Below are 18375 nucleotides of genomic sequence, written 5' to 3'. Positions count from 1 at the left end.
GGAGGAGACTTTTATGGCGGTCGAAAACCCCAAGGATTGGAAAACCTACGATCAGTTCGCCTATGGCATCGACACCAATCGGTTGCCGGCAAGCGACGCGCTGGCTGGCGCCAGCCACACAGTGACCTTCGAGGATGGGCGCGTGCTCACTCTCGGCTTTGCCAAGGGCAAGGTGATCTGGTCGGATGGCGGCGCGAGTGCCGAGGACGCATGCGAGGTCGTTGAGGTCGCTCCAAGCACCTACTTTGTCGAGATCATCTTCGCCTCCCGCCCCACCGAGGCGGAAACCATTGTCATCAACACCGTCTCCCGCCGCGCGCTTTCGATCTATTCCGTCGTGCGCGACAAGGACGTGTCGGTGGGCGAACCGCAGGTGGCGCAGGTGTTTCGCGCCGGCATCGTCGGCGATATTTCGGTGCCTCCGACTGGGCCAGTGCCCGCCGAAACGCGCGACCTCATCGGTCTACGCGCGCATTTCACCTATAGCCCCAACCATGTCTACGAGCACACCTACCTCTCCTCGCAGCGCTATTGCTGGCAGTGCCTTGTGGGTGTGCAGCGCGGCCATGGCGATGTCGATCTGACCACGACCTACAAGTTCGACGAAGACCAATATGTCTTCACCTTCCGCGAGTTCAAGATAGCGGTGGCTTCGACCTTCTTCTACAATTTTAAGGACATGCGTTCGACCGGCAAGTTCCTGGGCATTACCGGGGATGGCCGCATTCAGAACAGCCCGGCCGGCGCCTTTATCCGCAAGGCTTCAACCACCTTCTACCTGCCGGGCCAGGACCCGGTCTAAGGATTTTCAGTGATGCGCAGCACCTACGAACTCGTCAGAGCCCATTACGACGCCAATCTGCGTCATGACCTCGACGGCATGCTGGCCGATATAGCGCCCGATTGCCGCTGGACGGAAATGGACGGTTTCCCCTGCGCTGGCACCTATGTCGGCAAGGACGAAATCTTCAAGAATGTCTTCGAGGTGCTTGGCCAGCAATTCGATGGCTACACCTTCACGCTCGAACGCCTGCTTGATGCCGGCGACGATGCCGTGGCTATCGGCACCTATACGGCCAAGCACAAGGGCACCGGCAAGACCTTCAATGCCCGCGTCGTCCATGTCTGGGGCGCCAGCGGTGGCCTGCTCAGGCGTTTCGAGCAGTTCACCGATACGCTGCGCATCGCCGAAGCGATGCGCTAATGCCAAAACCTTCAGCGACCTTCCGCCTGACGGCGGAGGTCGCGGGGGGCCATATCGTAGCGGCTGCGAAAGGCGCGGGAAAAATGCGCGCTGGAGGAAAAGCCGACGCCGAAGGCAATTTCCGAAATGGATTGGCCGGCATATTGGCCCGAGAGCAGGCGCTGATGCGCCGCTTCGAGCCGCAGGTTCCAGAGATAGTCCGAAGGCGTCGTGGCCTCGGCAGCAAAGGCGCGAAACACATAGCGCGGCGTGCAGCCCATGCGGCGGGCGACGTCCGCAATGGAGAGATCGCTGCGCTCCAGATTAGCCCGGAAATAGGCTTCGACGCGGCGGCGCAGCAGATCGAGGCCCGTCGTGTCATTCTCCTCGGTCATGGGATCGGCCTCAAGCATTGTGCGCACGAGGCCAGTCATGGTCTGGCCTATGCTGGCGCGGGCGACAGCATCGAGCCGCTCGACCTCGTCAAAGGTCGAGCGCATCAGGGAAAGCAGCACGGCTTGCAGCCCGAGCTGGCTCGGGCCGGCGGTGCGCGGTTGGTCGAGGCCCGCGACAGTTTCGGCGGGCAGGGCGGCGCGGGGGATTTGCAGCAGCAGCAATTCCACCGGTTCGGGATTGGCGAGCATATAGGGCCGCGTCGGATCATAGATGATCGCAGCATCGCGGCTGATGCGAGCCTTCTTTCCGCCCTGCACGATTTCGGAGAGGCCGCGCGACTGAATGATCAGCTTGACCGCATCCGGGTCATAGGAATGGCGCACCACATCCTCTCCAAAAACCAGATGCGCGCCGGCCGAGAGCCGGGATAACCGGCACTCGCCCAAGCGCACTGAGGTCAGGTCACTATCATCCTCATTGCCGCCCAGAAAATCGAGGCGAACATTGCCGAAGAGGTTTTGGGCAACCCGACCGAAATCCCGGCCGGTGCCACGCTCGAGCAGGATTTCGGCCAAGATTGTTTCCCTCCGTGGTCAGCGCGCGATGGCCTTGCCGGTCATGAAGGCGGCGGCCCGCGCCGCGATCATCATCACCGGCGCATTGGTATTGCCCGAAACCAGGGTGGGCATGACCGAGGCGTCGCAGACGCGCAGGCCCTCGATGCCATGAACCTTGAGGTCCGGTCCCACCACGGCCATGCGGTCCTCCCTGGCGCCCATGCGGGCGGTTCCCGAGGGATGGAACACGGTTTTGGCCGTTTGCCTGATATAGTCGCGCAGTGCCTGCGGATCGCTTTCGACGCCCGGCTTGGGCAGCACGCGACGTTTCAGAATGTTCTTGAGGGCCGGCGCTTCGAGAATGCGAATGCTGAGGTTTACCCCGCGCACCAGCGTTTCGACATCCGCCGGGTCCGAGAGCGCATTGGCATTGAACAGCGGCTTTTCATGCGGGTCGGCCGAACGCAGCTTGATCGTGCCGCGCGAGCGCGGGCGCAGGAAGCAGGGATTGATCGAGAGGCCGTGGCCGGGCTCGGGCTCGCGATCGACAAAGCCGATCAGCGTCGGCAGGACGTGAAACTGCACATCCGGCTGGCCGGTGCCCGATGTATCGACGAAGCCGCCGCATTCCACGACGTTGGAGGTGAGAAGACCCTGGCGGCGCACCAGGTAGTTGAGCATGTGCAGGGCAGCGGTAATGCCCTTATCATGGCCAAGGATAGAGACTGGATCGCGTGTCTCGCCCTGTACGGGCACTTCCATATGATCCTGATAGTTCTCACCCACGCCGGGCAGATCGGCCGCCACAGCAATGCCGAGGGCCGAGAGTTCCGCCCCATTGCCGATGCCCGAAAGCTGCAGAATGCGCGGCGTGGCTATAGCGCCCGCGGTCAGGGCAATTTCGCGCCGCGCTTCGTACCTTGTGCCATCCTGCAATTCGACCGCCACGGCGCGCTTGTCGGCGATGATAATGCGCTGCACCTTTGTTTCGGTAAGAATGGTCAGGTTTTTCCGCTGTTCCGCCTCGCGCAGAAAAGCCTGGGCCGAACTCCAGCGACGTCCATTATGCGTGGTGCTTTGATAAAAGCCGGCGCCGGTCTGGCTTTCGCCGTTGAAATCGGCATTGGCGGGAATGCCCGTTTCGGTGGCGGCGGTAACAAATGCCTGGCTCAGCGGATGGCGGTGGCGCGGATTTGAGACGAAGAGGCTGCCTTTGCGCCCGTGGAAGGGGCCGTCGAGAGTTTCGTTATTCTCCAGCGATTTGAACGCAGGCAGCACATCATCATAGGACCAGCCCTTGCAGCCCAGTTCGGCCCAATGGTCATAGTCGTTGCGATGACCGCGAATATAGATCATCGCATTCACCGAACTGCCGCCGCCCAGCACATTGCCCTGCGGCACGATGCTGGGCCTGCCATTGAGGCCCGGTTCGGATTCCGAGGCATAGGGGTGAATGGCTTCACCCTTGCCGATAACCTTGAAGAATGTCGCCGGAATGTGAATCCAAGGATCGCTGTCGCGCTTGCCCGATTCAATCAGCAGGACGCTATGCGCCGGGTTTTCCGAAAGCCTATTGGCCAGCACGCAGCCGGCCGATCCGCCACCGACGATGATATAGTCAAACTGCGCCATGGTCAGCTCAGCACCGTCTGGGGAATGGTGAATTCCTTCAGGCCATCGGCACCGAATTCCACCCCGAAGCCGGATTGCTTGACCCCGCCAAAGGGCGCGTTGGGCTGGATGGCGCCGTGCTTGTTGATCCAGACCGAGCCACATTCAAGCTGGGTGGCATAGCGCTTGGCCTTGGCCGCATCCGCCGACCAGATCGAGCCGCCGAGCCCCGCCGGATTGGCATTGGCGCGAGCAACGACCTCGTCAATATCGCTATAGCGGATGATCGGCAGCACCGGACCAAACTGCTCGTCGTCCACGAGCCACACGCCATGATCGACATCGGCAACGAGCGTAATAGGATAGAAATAGCCCGGCCCATTGCTCGGCGTGCCACCGAGAAGAACGCGCCCGCCCTTGGCCCTGGCGTCCTCCACCATGTCGCGCACCTTGTTGAACTGCATTTCGTTCTGCACGGGGCCCAGCAGATTGGCTTCATCCTGCCCATCGCCCACCGGCACGGTGCGGGCAAAATCAACCAGCGCCTCGCAGACCGAGTCATAGATGCTGTCATGGACATAAAGGCGTTTCAGGGCCGCGCAGGTCTGGCCATTATTGATGAAGGCGCCCCAGAACAGCCCCTCGGCAATCGCCTTGGGATCGGCATCGGGCAGCACGATACCGGCATCATTGCCGCCCAGCTCAAGCGTCAGGCGTTTCAGCGTCGCAACGGCCGAAGACATGATCTTCTTGCCGGTCTCGGTCGAGCCGGTAAAGGTCATCTTGGCGATATCTGGATGGGCCGAGAGCGCCGCCCCAATACTGTTCTCGCCGGTGACCACATTGACGACGCCGGGCGGCAAGGCCTGGCTGATCAGTTCGACCAGCCGGATGGTGGAAAGCGGCGTTAAAGGCGATGGTTTTATGACAACGGTATTGCCCGCCCGCACCGCCGGGATGATGTGCCAGCAGGCGATCATCACCGGCCAGTTCCACGGCGTGATCGAGCCGACCACACCAATAGGCTTGCGGTGCAGCTCCACCCTTCCTTCCTCGCTGTCCTGCAAGACTTCAACGGGCAGGACGAGATCGGCGGTGGCGCGCGTCCAGGCATAGGCGCCGCCCATTTCAAAGCGCGAGCCCAGGCCGTTGAGCGGTTTGCCCTGTTCGCGGGTAAGAAGCTGCGCGATGTCTTCGGAATTGGCCTGGATCAGATCGGCAATGGCGTGGCAGGCACGCTGCCGCTCCGCGTCATCGGTCTTGCTCCAGCTCTTGAAGGCTTCACGCGCGGCGGCAACGGCCTCATCAAGCTGCTTCTTGCTCGCCAGCGGCATCAGGCCGACGACTGCTCCCGTCGACGGGTTTTTGACCTCGGCATGCTCGGCTGTCGGCACAGACCGACCGCCAATGAAGAGATTGTAAGAATTCATGTCCGGTTTCTCCCCCGATTTTTGGGAGCACTATGGGACGGTGAATTGGCCCCGTCTTGGAAACGGGCGCGGCGCGATTTGGACAAAAGCGCGGTAGCGCCTCAGCGCAGCAGGTCCCGCGGGGCGCATTCAAACATCTCCTTAAAACTGCGGTTGAAATAGGAGATGTCGTTAAAGCCGGTGGAATAGGCCACCTCGGCAATGGTCAGGTTGGATTGGCCGCTACGGATCTGCTCGATCTTTTCCCGTGCAAGGCGAAGTCGCTTGTCGCGGATGACGGTGGTGCAGGTCACCCCGAGCCCCTGAAAATCCTCCTGCAGCGTCCTGATCGACACGCCCACCTGTGTCGCCAGCCATTTTGCGCCGAGATCGCTTTCGGTCAGGTGCCGGTCGATCAGTACATCGACGATTTCGAGCCGCTTGGTCGCGCCGTCATTGACGCCTACCGGCTCCGGCTCGCCTTCGGAAATGAAGGCTTGGCGTGTGGCATTGAAGATCAGTTCGCGCAAATGCGGCGAGCCGGCGCTGGAGGCGGGCGCGGACATGATCTTGGCGATCAGGGCGCACAGCATGATCGCCATGGGGTCGCCAGAGCTGAGCTTTCGCGCGATATCGAAGTCGATCCGCACATCGGAATACATCCCCTGGCGGGGCAGGTGCATGGAGAGGTGGTTGGAAAACTGCCCCTCGAAATGGAAGGTTGTGGGCTTGGTGGAATCCACCAGAATGCAATCGCCGACTTCCAGCCGGTTCTGTCGCCCAAAATGCTCCACACCGCACCACCCCTCGATCTGGACAATGAGGAATAGGTGTTCATTGCTGTCGCGTCGGATGTCTTCCATCGAGCGATGCACGCGGTCGAGATTGTTGGAGACATGGGCAAAGCTCATGCCGCCCACATCGATGCCGCGCGCGGCCCCGAAAACCTTGTCGCCACGGGCAACGGTCACCGGGTTGAAATGGCCGCAGATCGAATGGAGATCGTCCGCCCATTGCTCATAGGGCGTCGCGGTCCAGTTCTGCCGGACAAGGCTCTGATTGTGCAACAGTTCCAACTCCGCCTCCCACAGCCGTTGGATGGGATCAGACAATAGCGCCTGATCTCTGGGGTCAAGTCCTACACCGCCCGATTGCTCACCGGAGCGCGCCCGCCGCCATCGGCGAGCAGGACGGCCCCCGTGACGAACGAAGCCTCATCGCTGGCCAGAAACAGGCAGCAGGCGGCGATTTCGGAAGCGTCGGCGATGCGCTTGAGGCCGATGCGCTGGCGTACCAGTTCGAATTCTTCCTCGCGGCTCGTACCATTGCGGCGCGCCAGTTCGTCCATTTCCATTTCGCTCATCGGCGTTCTCACCCAGCCGGGCGCCAGTACATTGGCCCGCACGCAATCGGCCCCATAGGCATTGGCGATGGAACGGGTATAGGCAACCAGCGCTGCCTTGCTCGCGGCATAGCTCGCCATGCCGGGGCCGCTATTGAAGGCCGCAACCGAAGCGATATTGACGATTGCGCCACCCCGCTGCCGGAGCTGTGGCAACGCCGCGCGACACACATTCATGGCGCCGGTCGTGTTAACGGCAAAGGTGCGTTCCCAGCCTTCATCAGTTACTGTTTCGGGGTCATCAGTGAGAATGATGCCGGCGGCATTGACCACGATGTCGAGCCTGTCCGTGCAGGCCGCCATAGCCGCTTCGACTTCGGCTCGCGCTGTGACGTCCCCATGCATGGCTCGTCCATTGGTGGCGCGCGCAACCTCGTCGAGCATTGCGCCCCCAAGCCCGAACAACACGAGACCGGCGCCTTCGGCCGCAAAGCGTTCGGCGGTGGCGCGGCCCATGCCGGTGGCAGCGCCGACGATCATGGCGGTCTTGCCATGCAAACGACCACTCATTGCTGGTCTCCAAAGAGCGCTTCCACGGCAAAACCGGTTTCGGGAAGGGTCGAGCCGCCATCGACCACAATGGTCTGGCCCGTCATGTATTTGGCCTCATCACTGGCGAGGAACAACATGGCATAGGCGATGTCGTCGGGCTCACCCATATGCCCCATGGGGATGGCCGCCCCGAGCTTGGCCATCATCTCCGGCGTTCCCATTTTGCCTCGGCCGGGCTTCGCGATGAAACCGGGCTCGACGCCATTGACGGTAATCCCGGTGCGTGCCAGCTCCAGTGCTGCACCCCTGATAAAGGCATTTACGCCGGCCTTGGCGGCCGAATAATGCGCGCCACCGCCCATGGCCACGCGCGCCGAAACCGACGACGTCACAAGAATGCGCCCATGCTTCTGCCGCTTCATGTGCGGAACGGCGGCTTGCACCAGCCAGAACGTCGCCTTGAGATTGATGTCGAGCGCGGCATCGAGTTTTTCTTCGTCAAGCTCTTCAAGGCTGGCCCAGGGGCAGCCGCCGGCATTGTGGACCAGAATGTCGAGCCGCCCATACTGTTCGGCGATGCCATCGACAAGCCGGGTCAGTTCCCCGCGACTGGTGCCGGGCAGGGGCAGGGGGGCCACGTCGAGCCCGCGCGCGCTTAGCGCATCCGCCAGGTTCTCGGCATGTTCCACCGTCCGGTTCGCGACAATCACTTTCGCGCCGGCCTCGGCAAAGCGCGTGGCGATGGCCGCGCCAATGCCGCGTCCGCCGCCTGTGACCAGAGCCACCTTGCCCGCCAGCGAAAAAGCCATCACAGCACGCCCGCAGCAGTAACGTGCTGCACGAATTTCTCGAACACGTGCGTGTGGTGGTCGACATCTTCCGCTGTTGTTGCCGGACACATCAGGAACATGGTGTGGAACGGGGTCACCAAAATGCCCTCGTTCATGTAAAAGGCATGCAGCAGCGTTTCGAGATCGCCGCGTCGCGTGGCGATGACATCGGCGCCATTGCGTGGTGGCGTGGGCGTGAACATGATTTCGGCCCGCGCGCCGATCTGGGTGACATGCCAGGGCAGGTTGTATTTGGCGATAATGCCGCGCGCGCCTTCGGCCAGGCGCTGCGCATTGGCGATCATCACCTCGAAATTGCCCTCGGTGAGAATGGACTCGAGCACGGCCCGCAAGGTGGCAATGGTCAGCGCATTGCCGGCCAGCGTGCCGCCAATGCCCAGATGCGCCGATTGGCGCTGGCGCGGATTGACATAGGGCACGGCCTGCCAGATGCGCTCGGCGGTTTCCTGCGAAACCCCGAATATGCCGGCCGGAATGCCGCCGGCAATGGCCTTGCCGGCAACGAAGAAGTCAGGCTCAAGGCCATAGCTGCGCGTATAGCCGCCGGGGCCGCTCGATATGGTGTGGGTCTCGTCGATAATGAGCAACGTGCCAGTTTTGCGCGTCTCTTCCCGCACGAGATCATGAAAACCCTCGGCGACCGGGATCATGCCGAAATTGGTCATCAGCGGTTCCATCAGCACGACCGCGACGTCGCGGTCCGCCAGCGCCGCCTTCAACCCCTCGGCATCGTTGAATTCGACCACTTTCGAGACTTTTGCATGATCGACACCATTGGGATGGATCATGTTGCGCAGGCCCACCTTGCCGTCGCGGATCTCGACATGGGCCTCTTCGACCCCGCCATGATAGCAGCCGGAAAAGACCAGCACCTTGTCGCGGCCGGTGACCATGCGGGCAAAGCGGATGGCGCCGCGATTGGCGTCGGTGGCCGAAGTGGTCAGGGTCCAATAGGGCAGGCCAAAGCGGTGTGCGAGTTCCTTGCCGACCCAGAGACTATCCTCGGTCGGCAGCATGGTCGTGGTGCCGCGCTGTAGCTGAGCCACAGCCGCAGCGGTGACCGCCTCGGGCGCATGGCCGCACATGCCGCCGGTATCGCCGAGGCAGAAATCGACATAGGCCTTGCCATCGACATCGGTGAGACGCGCCCCGCGGGCACTCTCGACATAAACCGGAAAACCGCCGGCCCAGCGCCGCATCCAGTGCGAGGGACCGCCATAGAGAAAGTGTTCCTTGCCTTCCTCCCACAGCGCTCGCGAGCGAGGATGGTCATCGGCAAAGCGCTGCTGCTCGATGTCGATCAGGGCGTCAATGCTGGTCGTGTTGGAAGCGGCAATGCTCATTTGAGATCGATCCAGGCGGTCTTGAGGTCGGTATATTTGTCGAGGGCATGCAAGGACTTGTCGCGCCCGAAGCCGGATTGCTTAAACCCGCCCAGCGGTACGGTCATGTCGGAGCCGCCATAGGTGTTGACGTGCACAATGCCGGCATTGATGGCGCGAACCATGGTGTGCGCCGTCGTCAGGCTTGAGGTCCAGACCGCCGAGGCCAGGCCATAGACGGTGGAATTGGCAATGCGCACCGCTTCTTCCGCCGTCTTGAATCGGGTCACGGCCAATACGGGGCCAAAGACTTCTTCGCGGGAGAGAGCCATTTCGGGCGTAACATCGGCGACAATGGTTGGCGCCATATAGAAGCCGCCGCTTTCGACATTCACCCGCGCGCCGCCCGTAAGCACCGTGCCGCCTTCGGCCCGGGCGGTTTCGACAAAGCCGAGGTCCTTTTGCAATTGTTCGGCGCTGGCGACAGCCCCGATGTCGCTTGCAAGATCAAGCGGATTGCCGACCTTCATCTTGCCTGTCGCTGCCACGAGCCTTTCCATGAAGGCATCATAAATGCCCTCCTGCACGATGAGGCGCGAGCCGGCGACACAAACCTGACCCGAATTGCGGAAAATCCCCGCCGCGCTCACCTTCACCGCCTCGTCGATGTCGGCGACATCGTCAAAGACCACATTGGGCGACTTGCCGCCCAGCTCGAGAAACACCCGCTTGATGTTCGATTGGGCCGAATATTCCAGCAGTTTCCGGCCCACCGGACCCGAGCCGGTAAAGGCGAGCGCATCGACATCCATATGGAGGCCCAGCGCCTTGCCGGCACTGGCGCCGCGCCCGGTGACCACATTGAAAACGCCCGGTGGCACACCTGCTTCCAGCGCCAGTTCGCCCAGCCGCAACAGGCTCAGCGAGGCGATCTCGGCGGGTTTGAGCACCACGCAATTACCCGAAGCCAGCGCCGGAGCGATCTTCCAGGCTCCGATCATCAGCGGAAAATTCCAGGGCACGATGGCGCCCACAACGCCCAATGGCTCGCGATGGATCAGCGCCAGCACATCAGGCGCTGTCGGGGCGATCTGGTCGTAAATCTTGTCGATGGCTTCGGCATAGTAGCGGAAGCTGCCCGCTGCCGAGAGTGGTTCGGCTTTGTAGGCCATGCTGATCTCGGTGCCATTGTCGCGCACGCCGAGCACGGCCAGTTCCAGCGCATGCTCTTCAATGAGATCGGCCAGCCGGTGCAGCACCTTCTTGCGAAAGGCCGGCGCCGAGCGCGACCATGTGCCCTTGTCATAGGCCGCCCGCGCCGCGGCGACGGCCCGATCCACATCCCCGGCGCTGGCATCGGCAATTGACGTGATGACCTTGCCATTGATCGGGCTGACCACGTCGAGACGCTGTTCCGCGCTCACGCGGACGCCGTTGATCAGGTGCTGTTGCGGCGCAATGGGCACGCTGGCGAGCCTGTCGATACCTGCCTGATCGAGCATGTCGTCCTCCGTGAAAACTGCTTCGGCGTGGGTTCATTAGTTGAACCTCAATTTCAACATGAGCCTTGCAAACTTCCTCATGGGGTGTCAATATATTTCACACGTTAAATAATCAAGCGTGCCAAATTCCCGGTTTTGGGTGCAGTCTCGCGGCTTGCATGGCACGTTTTGAAGGACCGCAAATGAGTACAGTTGGCAAAGCCGTCACCCTGCTGGAAGCCTTCGATGTGCATCGCCCGCAATTGGGGCTGACCGAACTGGCGCGCCTCACCGGCTTTGACAAGGCGACCACCCGCCGCCTGCTGCTCTCGCTCGCCAGCCACGGCATGATCGAGCAGAACGAGACGACACGGCTCTATCGCCTGGGACCGGCTCTGGTGCGCTTTGCCCGAATCCGCGAGGCGCATTTTCCATTCCTTGAAAGCGCGCGGTCCTTCGTCGTGGCCCTCGCCGAAGAAACGGGCGAAACCGCGCATCTTTCCGAATTCGACACCGATTATCTCACCTCTACCTATGTTGAGGAATCGCCGCAGGCCAACCGCGTCTCGGTGTCGGTCGGCGACCGCTTTCCGCTCCATGCTACGGCCTCGGGCCTTGCCTATCTCGCAGCGGCCCGGCCCGATTATGTGGAGACCTATTTGACGCGCTCGCTGGAGCGGCACACGCCCTTTACGCTGACCGAGCCCGATATTCTGCGCCAGCATCTCGGCGAAATCCGCCAGCGTGGCTATTCGATCAGCGATCAGGGCCGGGCGCAGGGCGTGTTCAGCGTCGGCGCCGCCATTCTCGATGGCGAGGGTCTGCCGATTGGCGCTCTGGCCGTCGCCTCCCCGGCGGTCCGCGCCAGCGGCGATACGGCCGAACGCCATGGCCGCGCCGTCATGCTCGCCGCCGGCAAAATTTCGGCCCGCCTCAATGGCCGCGCCACCAACACCAAAGACAGGACACGATGAGCCGTCCCAGAATTCTCGTCATCGGTACGGGTGATACCAAGGCCGAAGAACTGCGCTTTATCGCCGATTGCATAAAAGAAGCCGGTGGCGAGCCCATCGCCATGGATGTGAGCATTTTGGGCGATCCGCCCTATCGCCCTGATTTCGACAAGCACGCCGTGCTTGCCGCCGCCGACACCTCCATTGCCGCCGCAACAGCCGGAGGCGATGAACTTTCAGCCATGACGCTGATGGCCGAAGGGGCGGCCAAGCTCACAAAAAACCTGCATGCCGAAGGCCGCATCGACGGCTTTATTGCCCTTGGCGGCACCATGGGCACTGATCTGGCGCTCGACGTCGCTCTGGCTCTGCCGCTGGGTGTGCCCAAATTCGTGGTTTCGACTATTGCCTATTCCCACCTGCTACCGCCCGACCGCATTGCGACCGACCTGATGATGATCCTCTGGGCAGGCGGGCTTTATGGGCTCAACAGCGTGTGCAAGGCCGTGCTCTCGCAGGCCGCTGGTGCCGTGGTGGGCGCAGCCCGCGCCGTCGTCGCGCCCGTGCGCACGCGGCCCGTCATCGGCATGAGTTCGCTGGGAAAAGCCTGCCTCAACTACATGGTCGATCTCAAGCCAGCGCTCGAAAAGCGCGGCTATGAGCTGGTGGTCTTTCACACCACGGGCATGGGCGGGCGGGCGCTCGAAGCCATCGCCGCCCAGAACGGCTTTGCCGCCGTCATGGATTTTTCCCTTCAGGAACTGGCCAATTTTCACAATGGCTCGGTGGTCAATTCCGGGCCTGATCGGCTCGAAAATGCCGGGCTCGCCGGCATTCCGCAGATCGTCGCCCCCGGCGCCATCGACATGATCGACATGCCCGCCTGGCAGCCGCCTCCGGCCCATCTTAGGGATCGCACCTATTATGCCCACAATCGCCTCATCGGCATGGTCACCGCCGATGCCGAGGTGCGGCGCGCCGTCGCCCGCAAGATCGGGGCGAAACTGTCCATGGCCAAGGCTCCCGTGGCGGTCATCCTGCCCTCGGCCGGCATTGAACAATGGGATCAGGAAGGCGAGCCTTTCCACGATCCAGAGGCGCTCGCCGCCTTTGTCGATGAAATGAAAGCATCCATCGTGGGACCGGCCAGCCTCCACGTCATCGACGCCCATATCAACAGCCCGCTCTTTGTCGAAAAGGCGCTCGAAATTCTCGACCGCTGGATTGCCGAAGGGATCGTCCCCGCCGGCCAGCCCAATGAGGTCGCAGCATGAGCGCGTTCGGCACCAAGGCTCTTGTTCTCGATTTCGGCGGCGTCATTTCCAAGACGCTGTTTGAAACCCATGATCTGACCGAAACGAGCCTCGGTCTTTCTCCTGGCACGCTCGCCTGGCGCGGGCCGTTCGATACCAGTTCCGATCCGCTCTGGCAGAGCATGCAGCGCGACGAGATTTCCGAGCGCGACTATTGGCACCGCCGCACCCATGAGGTCGGCCAGCTGGTCGGCGAGGATTGGAAGGACATGCAGACCTTCGTTATCCGCGCCCGTGGTGCCGATCCCGATGCGGTGATCCGCCCCGAAGCCCGCCGCGCCATCAAGGCGGTACACGCGGCCGGCTATCGCCTCGCCATTCTCTCCAATGAGCTGGACCTGTTCTACGGCGCCGATTTCCGTAGCAAGTTGCCGCTCCTCAAACATTTCGAGCTGGTGGTTGATGCCACCTATACCGGCATCCTCAAACCCGATCCGCGCGCCTATGGCTTTGTCACCGACGCGCTCGGCCTGCCGGCCGAAGCCTGCGTTTTCGTCGACGATCAGATGCGCAATGTCGATGGCGCGCGCCGCGTCGGCATGAAGACCGTGCATTTCGACGTCACCAATCCATCCCAATCCTATGGCGAGGCGCTGGCCTATTTCGGCCTCGCAATCAAATGAGGGCATTTTCATGCGCGACGACAATTTCCTGATCGAGCAGAACGCACGCGCGATCTGGCATCCCATGGCCCATCCGGCCGATATGCATGCCAACCCGCCCAAGATCATCACCGGTGGCACGGGTACGCGCGTCACCGATATTCACGGGCGGGAACTGCTCGATGCGGTTGGCGGGCTCTGGAACGTCAATCTCGGCTATAGCTCGGCCCCAATCAAAGCAGCGATTGCCAGTCAGCTCGACGCCTTGCCCTACTATTCGGGTTTTCGCGGCACCTCCACCGCGCCCTCCATCGAACTGGCCTATGAACTGAGCCAGTTCTTCGCTCCCGAAGGCATGGTGCGCGCGTTCTTCACCTCGGGGGGGTCGGATTCGGTTGAAACCGCGCTGCGTCTTGCCCGGCAATATTGGAAGATCCGTGGCCAGGCCGACCGCACCAAATTCCTGGCGCTGAAAAAGGGCTATCACGGCACCCATTTCGGCGGCGCCTCGGCCAATGGCAATGCCAATTTCCGCCGCAACTACGAGCCCCTGATGCCGGGCTTCTTCCACGCGCCGGCTCCCTGGACCTATCGCAATCCCTTCAACGAAACCGATCCGGCCAAGCTGACCCAGCTCGTCATCGCCGCCATCGAAGACGAAATCGCCTTCCAGGGCGCCGATACCATTGCCGCCTTCATCATGGAGCCGGTTCTGGGGGCAGGGGGCGTCATTGTCCCGCACGAAACTTTTATGCCGGCGGTCCGCGCCATTTGCGACAAGCACGACATCCTGCTCATCGCCGATGAAGTGGTGACCGGCTTCGGGCGCACCGGCGCCTGGTCGGGCTCGCGCCTCTGGGGCGTAAAGCCGGATATGATGTGCATCGCTAAGGCCATTACCTCGGGCTATTTCCCGCTCGGCGCCACGCTGATCGGCCAGAAAATGGCCGACGCCTTCGAGACCGACAAAACCAGCTTTGGCGCCATCGGTCATGGCTATACCTATTCCGGCCACCCCGTAGGCTGCGCTGCCGGCCTTGCGGCCCTCGCCGAGACGCAGCGCCTCGGCCTTGCCGACAATGCCCAGCGTCGTGGCGTCGAACTTGCGGCAGGGCTGCAGGACTTGCTCGCCCGCCACGAGGCGATTGGCGACGTGCGTTCGCAGGGCCTGATGGCCGCTATCGAACTCGTCTCCGACCGCGCGAGCAAGAAATCGGCCGACAAGAAGGTCATGACCCGGATTGCCGAGGCGGCCTATGAAGAGGGCGTGATGATCCGCATTTCGGGTTCCAATATCATCCTCTCCCCGCCGCTAATCCTGACATCGGACGAAGTCGGCACCATCATCGCCGCCCTCAATACGGCTCTCGCAAGCCTCTGAAGCAAAACGGGAGGGCCAACCCCTCCCGTTTCTTTTGTCCCCGGCGTCCACAGGGTTTTGTTTTTTGGGCTTTTAGGCGTGCTGCCTTGTTTCCTCGGCGCCCGTCTCCCCGGCATCGCCGAGATAGAGGTGGTGCAACCGGGCCGGGTCCTTGGCCAGTTCCGCGCAGCCACCTTCAAACACCATCTGCCCGCGCCGAAGCACATAGGCGCGATTGCCGATGGCGAGGGCTAGCGCGGCAAACTGCTCCACCAGCACCACGGCCACGCCGCTATCGGCCAGTTTGCGCACCGCACTCATCAACCGTCCGACAACGACCGGAGCGAGCCCTGCCGACATTTCATCGATCAGCACCACTTTGGGCAGGCCTACAAGCGAGCGGGCAATGACCAGCATCTGCTGCTCGCCGCCCGAAAGCATGCCGGCCAGCACCGTGCGCCGCTGCACCAGTTCAGGAAAGAGCGCATAGGCCTGGTCGAGGCTGGCGCTGGGATGCAGCGCCACGCGCAGGTTTTCCTCGGTGGTCATTTCGCCGAACACCGTGCGCCCCTGTTCGACATGGCTGAGCCCGGCGCGGGCGCGGTGGCCGGCAAGGCTGCGGGTGAGATCGGCGCCATCGAGCGCAATGCGCCCGCTGGCCGGAATGACCCCCGAAATCCCCTCGAGCAGCGTGGTCTTTCCGGCGCCATTCGAGCCGAGCAACACACTGATCTCGCCGGCCTTGGCGATGAGATTGACGCCCCGCACCACCGGAATGCCGGTGCGATTGACGACGAGGTTTTCGATAGCGAGCGCGCTCATGCCACCGCTCCTTCCGGCTCGATGCCCATATAGGCTTTTTGGACGACAGGCAGGGCCAGCACCAGTTGCGGCGGTCCCGAGGCGATGACGCGGCCGAAATCGAACACGGCTATGCTCGAGCAGGCGCGGCGCACCAGATCCATGTCATGTTCGATCAGCAGCACGGCCGAGCCGAATTTTTCCGGGATTTCGGCGATGCGCGCGCCGAGCCGGATCGCTTCGGCATAGGATTGGCCGGCAGCGGGCTCGTCGAGCAGGATCACCGGCGGACGCGCCGCCACCACACCGGCGACATCGAGCAGCCGGCGCGTACCGGCATCGACCGAGGCAATCGGCGTGTCGGGTCCGGGGCAACCGATCCAGTCGAGCACGGCCGTCAACTCGGTATGGCTGATGGGACCGGCCGCGAGCCGGATATATTCGCCCACCGTCAGTTCCGCCGCGATCCGCGTCGTCTGCCACGTGCGACGAATGCCCAAGAGGGCCCGTGCTGTCGCTGACTTGCCCTCTAGCGCGGTGCCGTTCAGCAGCACCGAGCCCTTATAGGAGGGGAAGAAGCCGGTGATCGCATCGACCATGGTCGATTTGCCCGCCCCATTGGGTCCGATTAGGCCAACGACCTTGCCGGCCGGCACAGTGAGATTGACGTCATCAAGCGCCACCACATTGCCATAGCGGACCGTAACGTCCTTCACCTCAAGGGCAATGCCCGTGGCGTGCTTGGTTGCCGGAGCAAGCCCCTTGGCCGCGCCAGTCAGGTCAGCCCCCTTGCGCCGCGGCACCACCTTGCGGAAGAGCCGGGCCCAGGTTTCTCCGATGGTTTCCCCGGTGGACAGTGCCTGCACCGCGCCAAGGGCAAAGAATACGCTGCCCACGTCCTGCGGCAGGTTGAGCCGGCGCAGCAGTTCGGGGAAGAGCGTGATCAGCACGCCGCCGATAATGGCGCCCTGGGTCAGATGCGCACCGGCCATGGTTGCCACGGCAAAGAGCGCCAGGGACTGCATCATGTTGAAATTGTCGGCGACCAGCGTGCCAAGATAACCGGCGAGAAGGCCCCCTGAAACACCGGCAATGAAGGCGGAAAGCGCAAAGGCAGAGAGCTTGGCCTTGGGCACCGAAACCCCGAGCGCGGCGGCGGCGCGTTCCGAATGGCGCACGGCCAGCCAGGAGGCGCCGAGGCGCGAGCGGCTGATATATTCGAGCGCCACGGCGATGGTGATATAGACCAGCACCACGAGGGTGAAATAGCCATAGTCGCCCTTGAACCAGGCCGGCTGCGCCACTTTGATGAAAGCGGTCTGGCCCGGATAGGTGATGGTCCCCAGCACCGAGTCAAAGGCTGCGGCAAAGCCCAGCGTGACGATAGCGAGGTTGATGCCGCGCAGGCGTAGCGCTGGCAGGCCGATGGCAATGCCGACTGGAACGGCGGCGAGACCCCCGATAATCATCCAGACGATGAGACCGCCGGGAAACTGGGCGACGTTGAGATAGCCGGTGACCCAGGCGCCGACGCCGGCAAAGGACATCTGCGCCAGCGAGATCATGCCGGTGCGGCCGGTCACGAGTCCGAGGCTTTGCAGCGTAACGCCGACGATGAAGACCGGCGTGATGATATAGACCCAGTATTTGGGCAGGAGGAAATAGATCAGTGCGGCGACAACGGCTATCGAGATAGCGGTCGAAAGGGCCGCCCGAGTGCTAGCGTGCGGCATCCCAGCGGGCTCCACGTTGCGACCACAAAAGAACGATCAGGATGACGAGGAAGGGCACCACGCCGCGGAAGCGCGCCCCGAATTCGAGTGCCGAAACCATGCCTTCGACAATGCCGATCAGCACGCCACCCAGAAGCGCGGCGCGGAACGAGCGGAAGGCGCCGATCAGCGCGGCGGCCAGCGCCGGCACGACCAGCAGGCTCAGCGACATGAAATCGGGCGAACGCAGCGGGGCGATGATCATCATGGCAAAGGCGGTGACCGCCCCCATGATGCCCCAGACGGCGAGCGCAAGGACGCGCACGCGAATGCCGATCAGCTCGGCGGCCATGGGGCGTTCGGAGAGCGCCCGCATCTGGAGGCCCGTCCGGGTCCGCGCCAAAAACAGGTCCGAGGCAATGGTCAGGCCCACGGCCAGCGTCACCGTCAGCAGCGAGCCCCAGGTCACCTCGACGCCGGCGAAGCGGAAGGCCGAGCCGGAAACGAGATCGGGGAAGAGATGCGGACGCTGTCCGCCGGTGAGGCGCAGGCCGAGCGCAATAATGCCGACCAACAGCGCCGCGGTCACGGCCGCCTTGGTGGTGGCGGAGGCGCCGGAAAACCACTTGGTCATCACGCCTCCGATCATCACGCCGACAAGCGCGCCGGCCAGAATGCCGATGATGACGGCAGGAAAGAGCGGCATGCCGTGTTCGGTCAGGGCGACCATGACGAAGGTGCCGGCAGCACCAATTGCAGCGCCGGTGAAGTTCACCACGGCAACGAGCCGGTAGGTGAAGATGGCGCAGACGCCGAGGATGGCATAAGCGCCGCCAGCCGACAGGCCGGCCACGGCGGGAGTCAGGAGCGAGTTCATCGGGTCTCCAGATGGCTAGGTGATTCAGGTGGCCCCGACTGCATTGAGCGCGC

The 18375-nt window shown here is 62.8% G+C and carries 17 protein-coding genes; 6 read left to right on the top strand and 11 right to left on the bottom strand.

From position 1 onward, the window contains the following. The first annotated feature begins 13 nt into the window (after nucleotides 1-13). Together NVV77_RS02525 and NVV77_RS02520 are read left to right on the top strand one after the other, a co-directional pair. Nucleotides 14-802: a MoaF C-terminal domain-containing protein gene (locus NVV77_RS02525; RefSeq protein WP_295410404.1), complete on the top strand. Its 789-nt coding sequence runs from the start codon at nucleotides 14-16 to the stop codon at nucleotides 800-802. Between the two features lie 12 nt (nucleotides 803-814). Next, nucleotides 815-1204 (top strand): nuclear transport factor 2 family protein, encoded by a 390-nt coding sequence (locus tag NVV77_RS02520; protein ID WP_295410402.1) that lies wholly within the window; start codon nucleotides 815-817, stop codon nucleotides 1202-1204. Between the two features lie 11 nt (nucleotides 1205-1215). On the opposite strand, the gene NVV77_RS02515 is transcribed toward NVV77_RS02520, so the two are convergent. From NVV77_RS02515 to NVV77_RS02480, 8 genes are all read right to left on the bottom strand, one after another. Then, the gene (locus NVV77_RS02515; RefSeq protein ID WP_295410400.1) at nucleotides 1216-2154 is read right to left on the bottom strand and encodes an AraC family transcriptional regulator; all 939 of its coding nucleotides are present in this window, start codon (nucleotides 2152-2154) and stop codon (nucleotides 1216-1218) included. Between the two features lie 18 nt (nucleotides 2155-2172). Further along, nucleotides 2173-3768: a GMC family oxidoreductase gene (locus tag NVV77_RS02510; RefSeq protein ID WP_295410398.1), complete on the bottom strand. Its 1596-nt coding sequence runs from the start codon at nucleotides 3766-3768 to the stop codon at nucleotides 2173-2175. 2 nt (nucleotides 3769-3770) lie between these two features. Beyond that, nucleotides 3771-5177 (bottom strand): aldehyde dehydrogenase family protein, encoded by a 1407-nt coding sequence (locus NVV77_RS02505; RefSeq protein ID WP_295410395.1) that lies wholly within the window; start codon nucleotides 5175-5177, stop codon nucleotides 3771-3773. A 101-nt stretch (nucleotides 5178-5278) separates the two neighbouring features. Next, a complete protein-coding gene (locus NVV77_RS02500) occupies nucleotides 5279-6232 on the bottom strand; it encodes a helix-turn-helix domain-containing protein (RefSeq protein ID WP_295410393.1) in 954 nt (317 codons plus the stop codon). Between the two features lie 62 nt (nucleotides 6233-6294). Continuing rightward, on the bottom strand, nucleotides 6295-7068 hold the full coding sequence (locus NVV77_RS02495) for an SDR family NAD(P)-dependent oxidoreductase (RefSeq protein WP_295410392.1): 774 nt from the start codon (nucleotides 7066-7068) through the stop codon (nucleotides 6295-6297). Beyond that, nucleotides 7065-7859: an SDR family oxidoreductase gene (locus NVV77_RS02490; RefSeq protein WP_295410390.1), complete on the bottom strand. Its 795-nt coding sequence runs from the start codon at nucleotides 7857-7859 to the stop codon at nucleotides 7065-7067. The genes NVV77_RS02495 and NVV77_RS02490 overlap by 4 nt, the downstream gene beginning before the upstream one ends. Beyond that, complete coding sequence (locus NVV77_RS02485) at nucleotides 7859-9244, bottom strand: transaminase (RefSeq protein ID WP_295410388.1); 1386 nt, start codon at nucleotides 9242-9244, stop codon at nucleotides 7859-7861. The genes NVV77_RS02490 and NVV77_RS02485 overlap by 1 nt, the downstream gene beginning before the upstream one ends. Further along, nucleotides 9241-10725: an aldehyde dehydrogenase gene (locus NVV77_RS02480; RefSeq protein ID WP_295410385.1), complete on the bottom strand. Its 1485-nt coding sequence runs from the start codon at nucleotides 10723-10725 to the stop codon at nucleotides 9241-9243. The genes NVV77_RS02485 and NVV77_RS02480 overlap by 4 nt, the downstream gene beginning before the upstream one ends. Nucleotides 10726-10907: 182 nt before the next feature. Here NVV77_RS02480 and NVV77_RS02475 point away from each other — a divergent pair, with 182 nt between their 5' ends. Genes NVV77_RS02475 through NVV77_RS02460 form a run of 4 tightly spaced genes read left to right on the top strand, consistent with a single transcriptional unit; the run spans nucleotide 10908 to nucleotide 14953 of the window. Then, complete coding sequence (locus tag NVV77_RS02475) at nucleotides 10908-11678, top strand: IclR family transcriptional regulator (RefSeq protein WP_295410383.1); 771 nt, start codon at nucleotides 10908-10910, stop codon at nucleotides 11676-11678. Then, complete coding sequence (locus tag NVV77_RS02470) at nucleotides 11675-12931, top strand: Tm-1-like ATP-binding domain-containing protein (protein WP_295410381.1); 1257 nt, start codon at nucleotides 11675-11677, stop codon at nucleotides 12929-12931. The genes NVV77_RS02475 and NVV77_RS02470 overlap by 4 nt, the downstream gene beginning before the upstream one ends. After that, nucleotides 12928-13593: an HAD-IA family hydrolase gene (locus tag NVV77_RS02465; protein WP_295410379.1), complete on the top strand. Its 666-nt coding sequence runs from the start codon at nucleotides 12928-12930 to the stop codon at nucleotides 13591-13593. Before NVV77_RS02470 ends, NVV77_RS02465 begins: the two co-directional genes overlap by 4 nt. A 10-nt stretch (nucleotides 13594-13603) precedes the next feature. Continuing rightward, entirely contained in the window at nucleotides 13604-14953 is a 1350-nt protein-coding gene (locus tag NVV77_RS02460; RefSeq protein ID WP_295410376.1) for an aminotransferase class III-fold pyridoxal phosphate-dependent enzyme, read from the top strand. A gap of 72 nt (nucleotides 14954-15025) precedes the next feature. On the opposite strand, the gene NVV77_RS02455 is transcribed toward NVV77_RS02460, so the two are convergent. Genes NVV77_RS02455 through NVV77_RS02445 form a run of 3 tightly spaced genes read right to left on the bottom strand, consistent with a single transcriptional unit; the run spans nucleotide 15026 to nucleotide 18322 of the window. Then, nucleotides 15026-15754: an ABC transporter ATP-binding protein gene (locus NVV77_RS02455; protein ID WP_295410374.1), complete on the bottom strand. Its 729-nt coding sequence runs from the start codon at nucleotides 15752-15754 to the stop codon at nucleotides 15026-15028. Further along, nucleotides 15751-17466 carry an ATP-binding cassette domain-containing protein gene (locus NVV77_RS02450; protein ID WP_295410372.1) on the bottom strand — a complete coding sequence of 572 codons (1716 nt, stop codon included), beginning with the start codon at nucleotides 17464-17466 and terminating at the stop codon, nucleotides 15751-15753. The genes NVV77_RS02455 and NVV77_RS02450 overlap by 4 nt, the downstream gene beginning before the upstream one ends. Continuing rightward, on the bottom strand, nucleotides 17453-18322 hold the full coding sequence (locus tag NVV77_RS02445; RefSeq protein ID WP_295410370.1) for a branched-chain amino acid ABC transporter permease: 870 nt from the start codon (nucleotides 18320-18322) through the stop codon (nucleotides 17453-17455). The genes NVV77_RS02450 and NVV77_RS02445 overlap by 14 nt, the downstream gene beginning before the upstream one ends. Nucleotides 18323-18375 lie beyond the last annotated feature (53 nt).

The organism is Devosia sp. (genome assembly GCF_024707125.1).
Classification (GTDB): Bacteria; Pseudomonadota; Alphaproteobacteria; order Rhizobiales; family Devosiaceae; genus Devosia.
This window is presented reverse-complemented; position numbering and strand designations above follow the sequence as displayed.

Bases quoted from the DNA above. Each gene is read 5' to 3' on its own strand.
- NVV77_RS02445 (WP_295410370.1), bottom strand. From the start codon at position 18,322: ATGAACTCGCTCCTGACTCCCGCCGTGGCCGGCCTGTCGGCTGGCGGC.
- NVV77_RS02525 (WP_295410404.1), top strand. From the start codon at position 14: ATGGCGGTCGAAAACCCCAAGGATTGGAAAACCTACGATCAGTTCGCC.
- NVV77_RS02495 (WP_295410392.1), bottom strand. From the start codon at position 7,068: ATGAGTGGTCGTTTGCATGGCAAGACCGCCATGATCGTCGGCGCTGCC.
- NVV77_RS02460 (WP_295410376.1), top strand. From the start codon at position 13,604: ATGCGCGACGACAATTTCCTGATCGAGCAGAACGCACGCGCGATCTGG.
- NVV77_RS02465 (WP_295410379.1), top strand. From the start codon at position 12,928: ATGAGCGCGTTCGGCACCAAGGCTCTTGTTCTCGATTTCGGCGGCGTC.
- NVV77_RS02490 (WP_295410390.1), bottom strand. From the start codon at position 7,859: ATGGCTTTTTCGCTGGCGGGCAAGGTGGCTCTGGTCACAGGCGGCGGA.
- NVV77_RS02485 (WP_295410388.1), bottom strand. From the start codon at position 9,244: ATGAGCATTGCCGCTTCCAACACGACCAGCATTGACGCCCTGATCGAC.
- NVV77_RS02450 (WP_295410372.1), bottom strand. From the start codon at position 17,466: ATGCCGCACGCTAGCACTCGGGCGGCCCTTTCGACCGCTATCTCGATA.
- NVV77_RS02475 (WP_295410383.1), top strand. From the start codon at position 10,908: ATGAGTACAGTTGGCAAAGCCGTCACCCTGCTGGAAGCCTTCGATGTG.
- NVV77_RS02520 (WP_295410402.1), top strand. From the start codon at position 815: ATGCGCAGCACCTACGAACTCGTCAGAGCCCATTACGACGCCAATCTG.
- NVV77_RS02510 (WP_295410398.1), bottom strand. From the start codon at position 3,768: ATGGCGCAGTTTGACTATATCATCGTCGGTGGCGGATCGGCCGGCTGC.
- NVV77_RS02480 (WP_295410385.1), bottom strand. From the start codon at position 10,725: ATGCTCGATCAGGCAGGTATCGACAGGCTCGCCAGCGTGCCCATTGCG.
- NVV77_RS02455 (WP_295410374.1), bottom strand. From the start codon at position 15,754: ATGAGCGCGCTCGCTATCGAAAACCTCGTCGTCAATCGCACCGGCATT.
- NVV77_RS02470 (WP_295410381.1), top strand. From the start codon at position 11,675: ATGAGCCGTCCCAGAATTCTCGTCATCGGTACGGGTGATACCAAGGCC.
- NVV77_RS02505 (WP_295410395.1), bottom strand. From the start codon at position 5,177: ATGAATTCTTACAATCTCTTCATTGGCGGTCGGTCTGTGCCGACAGCC.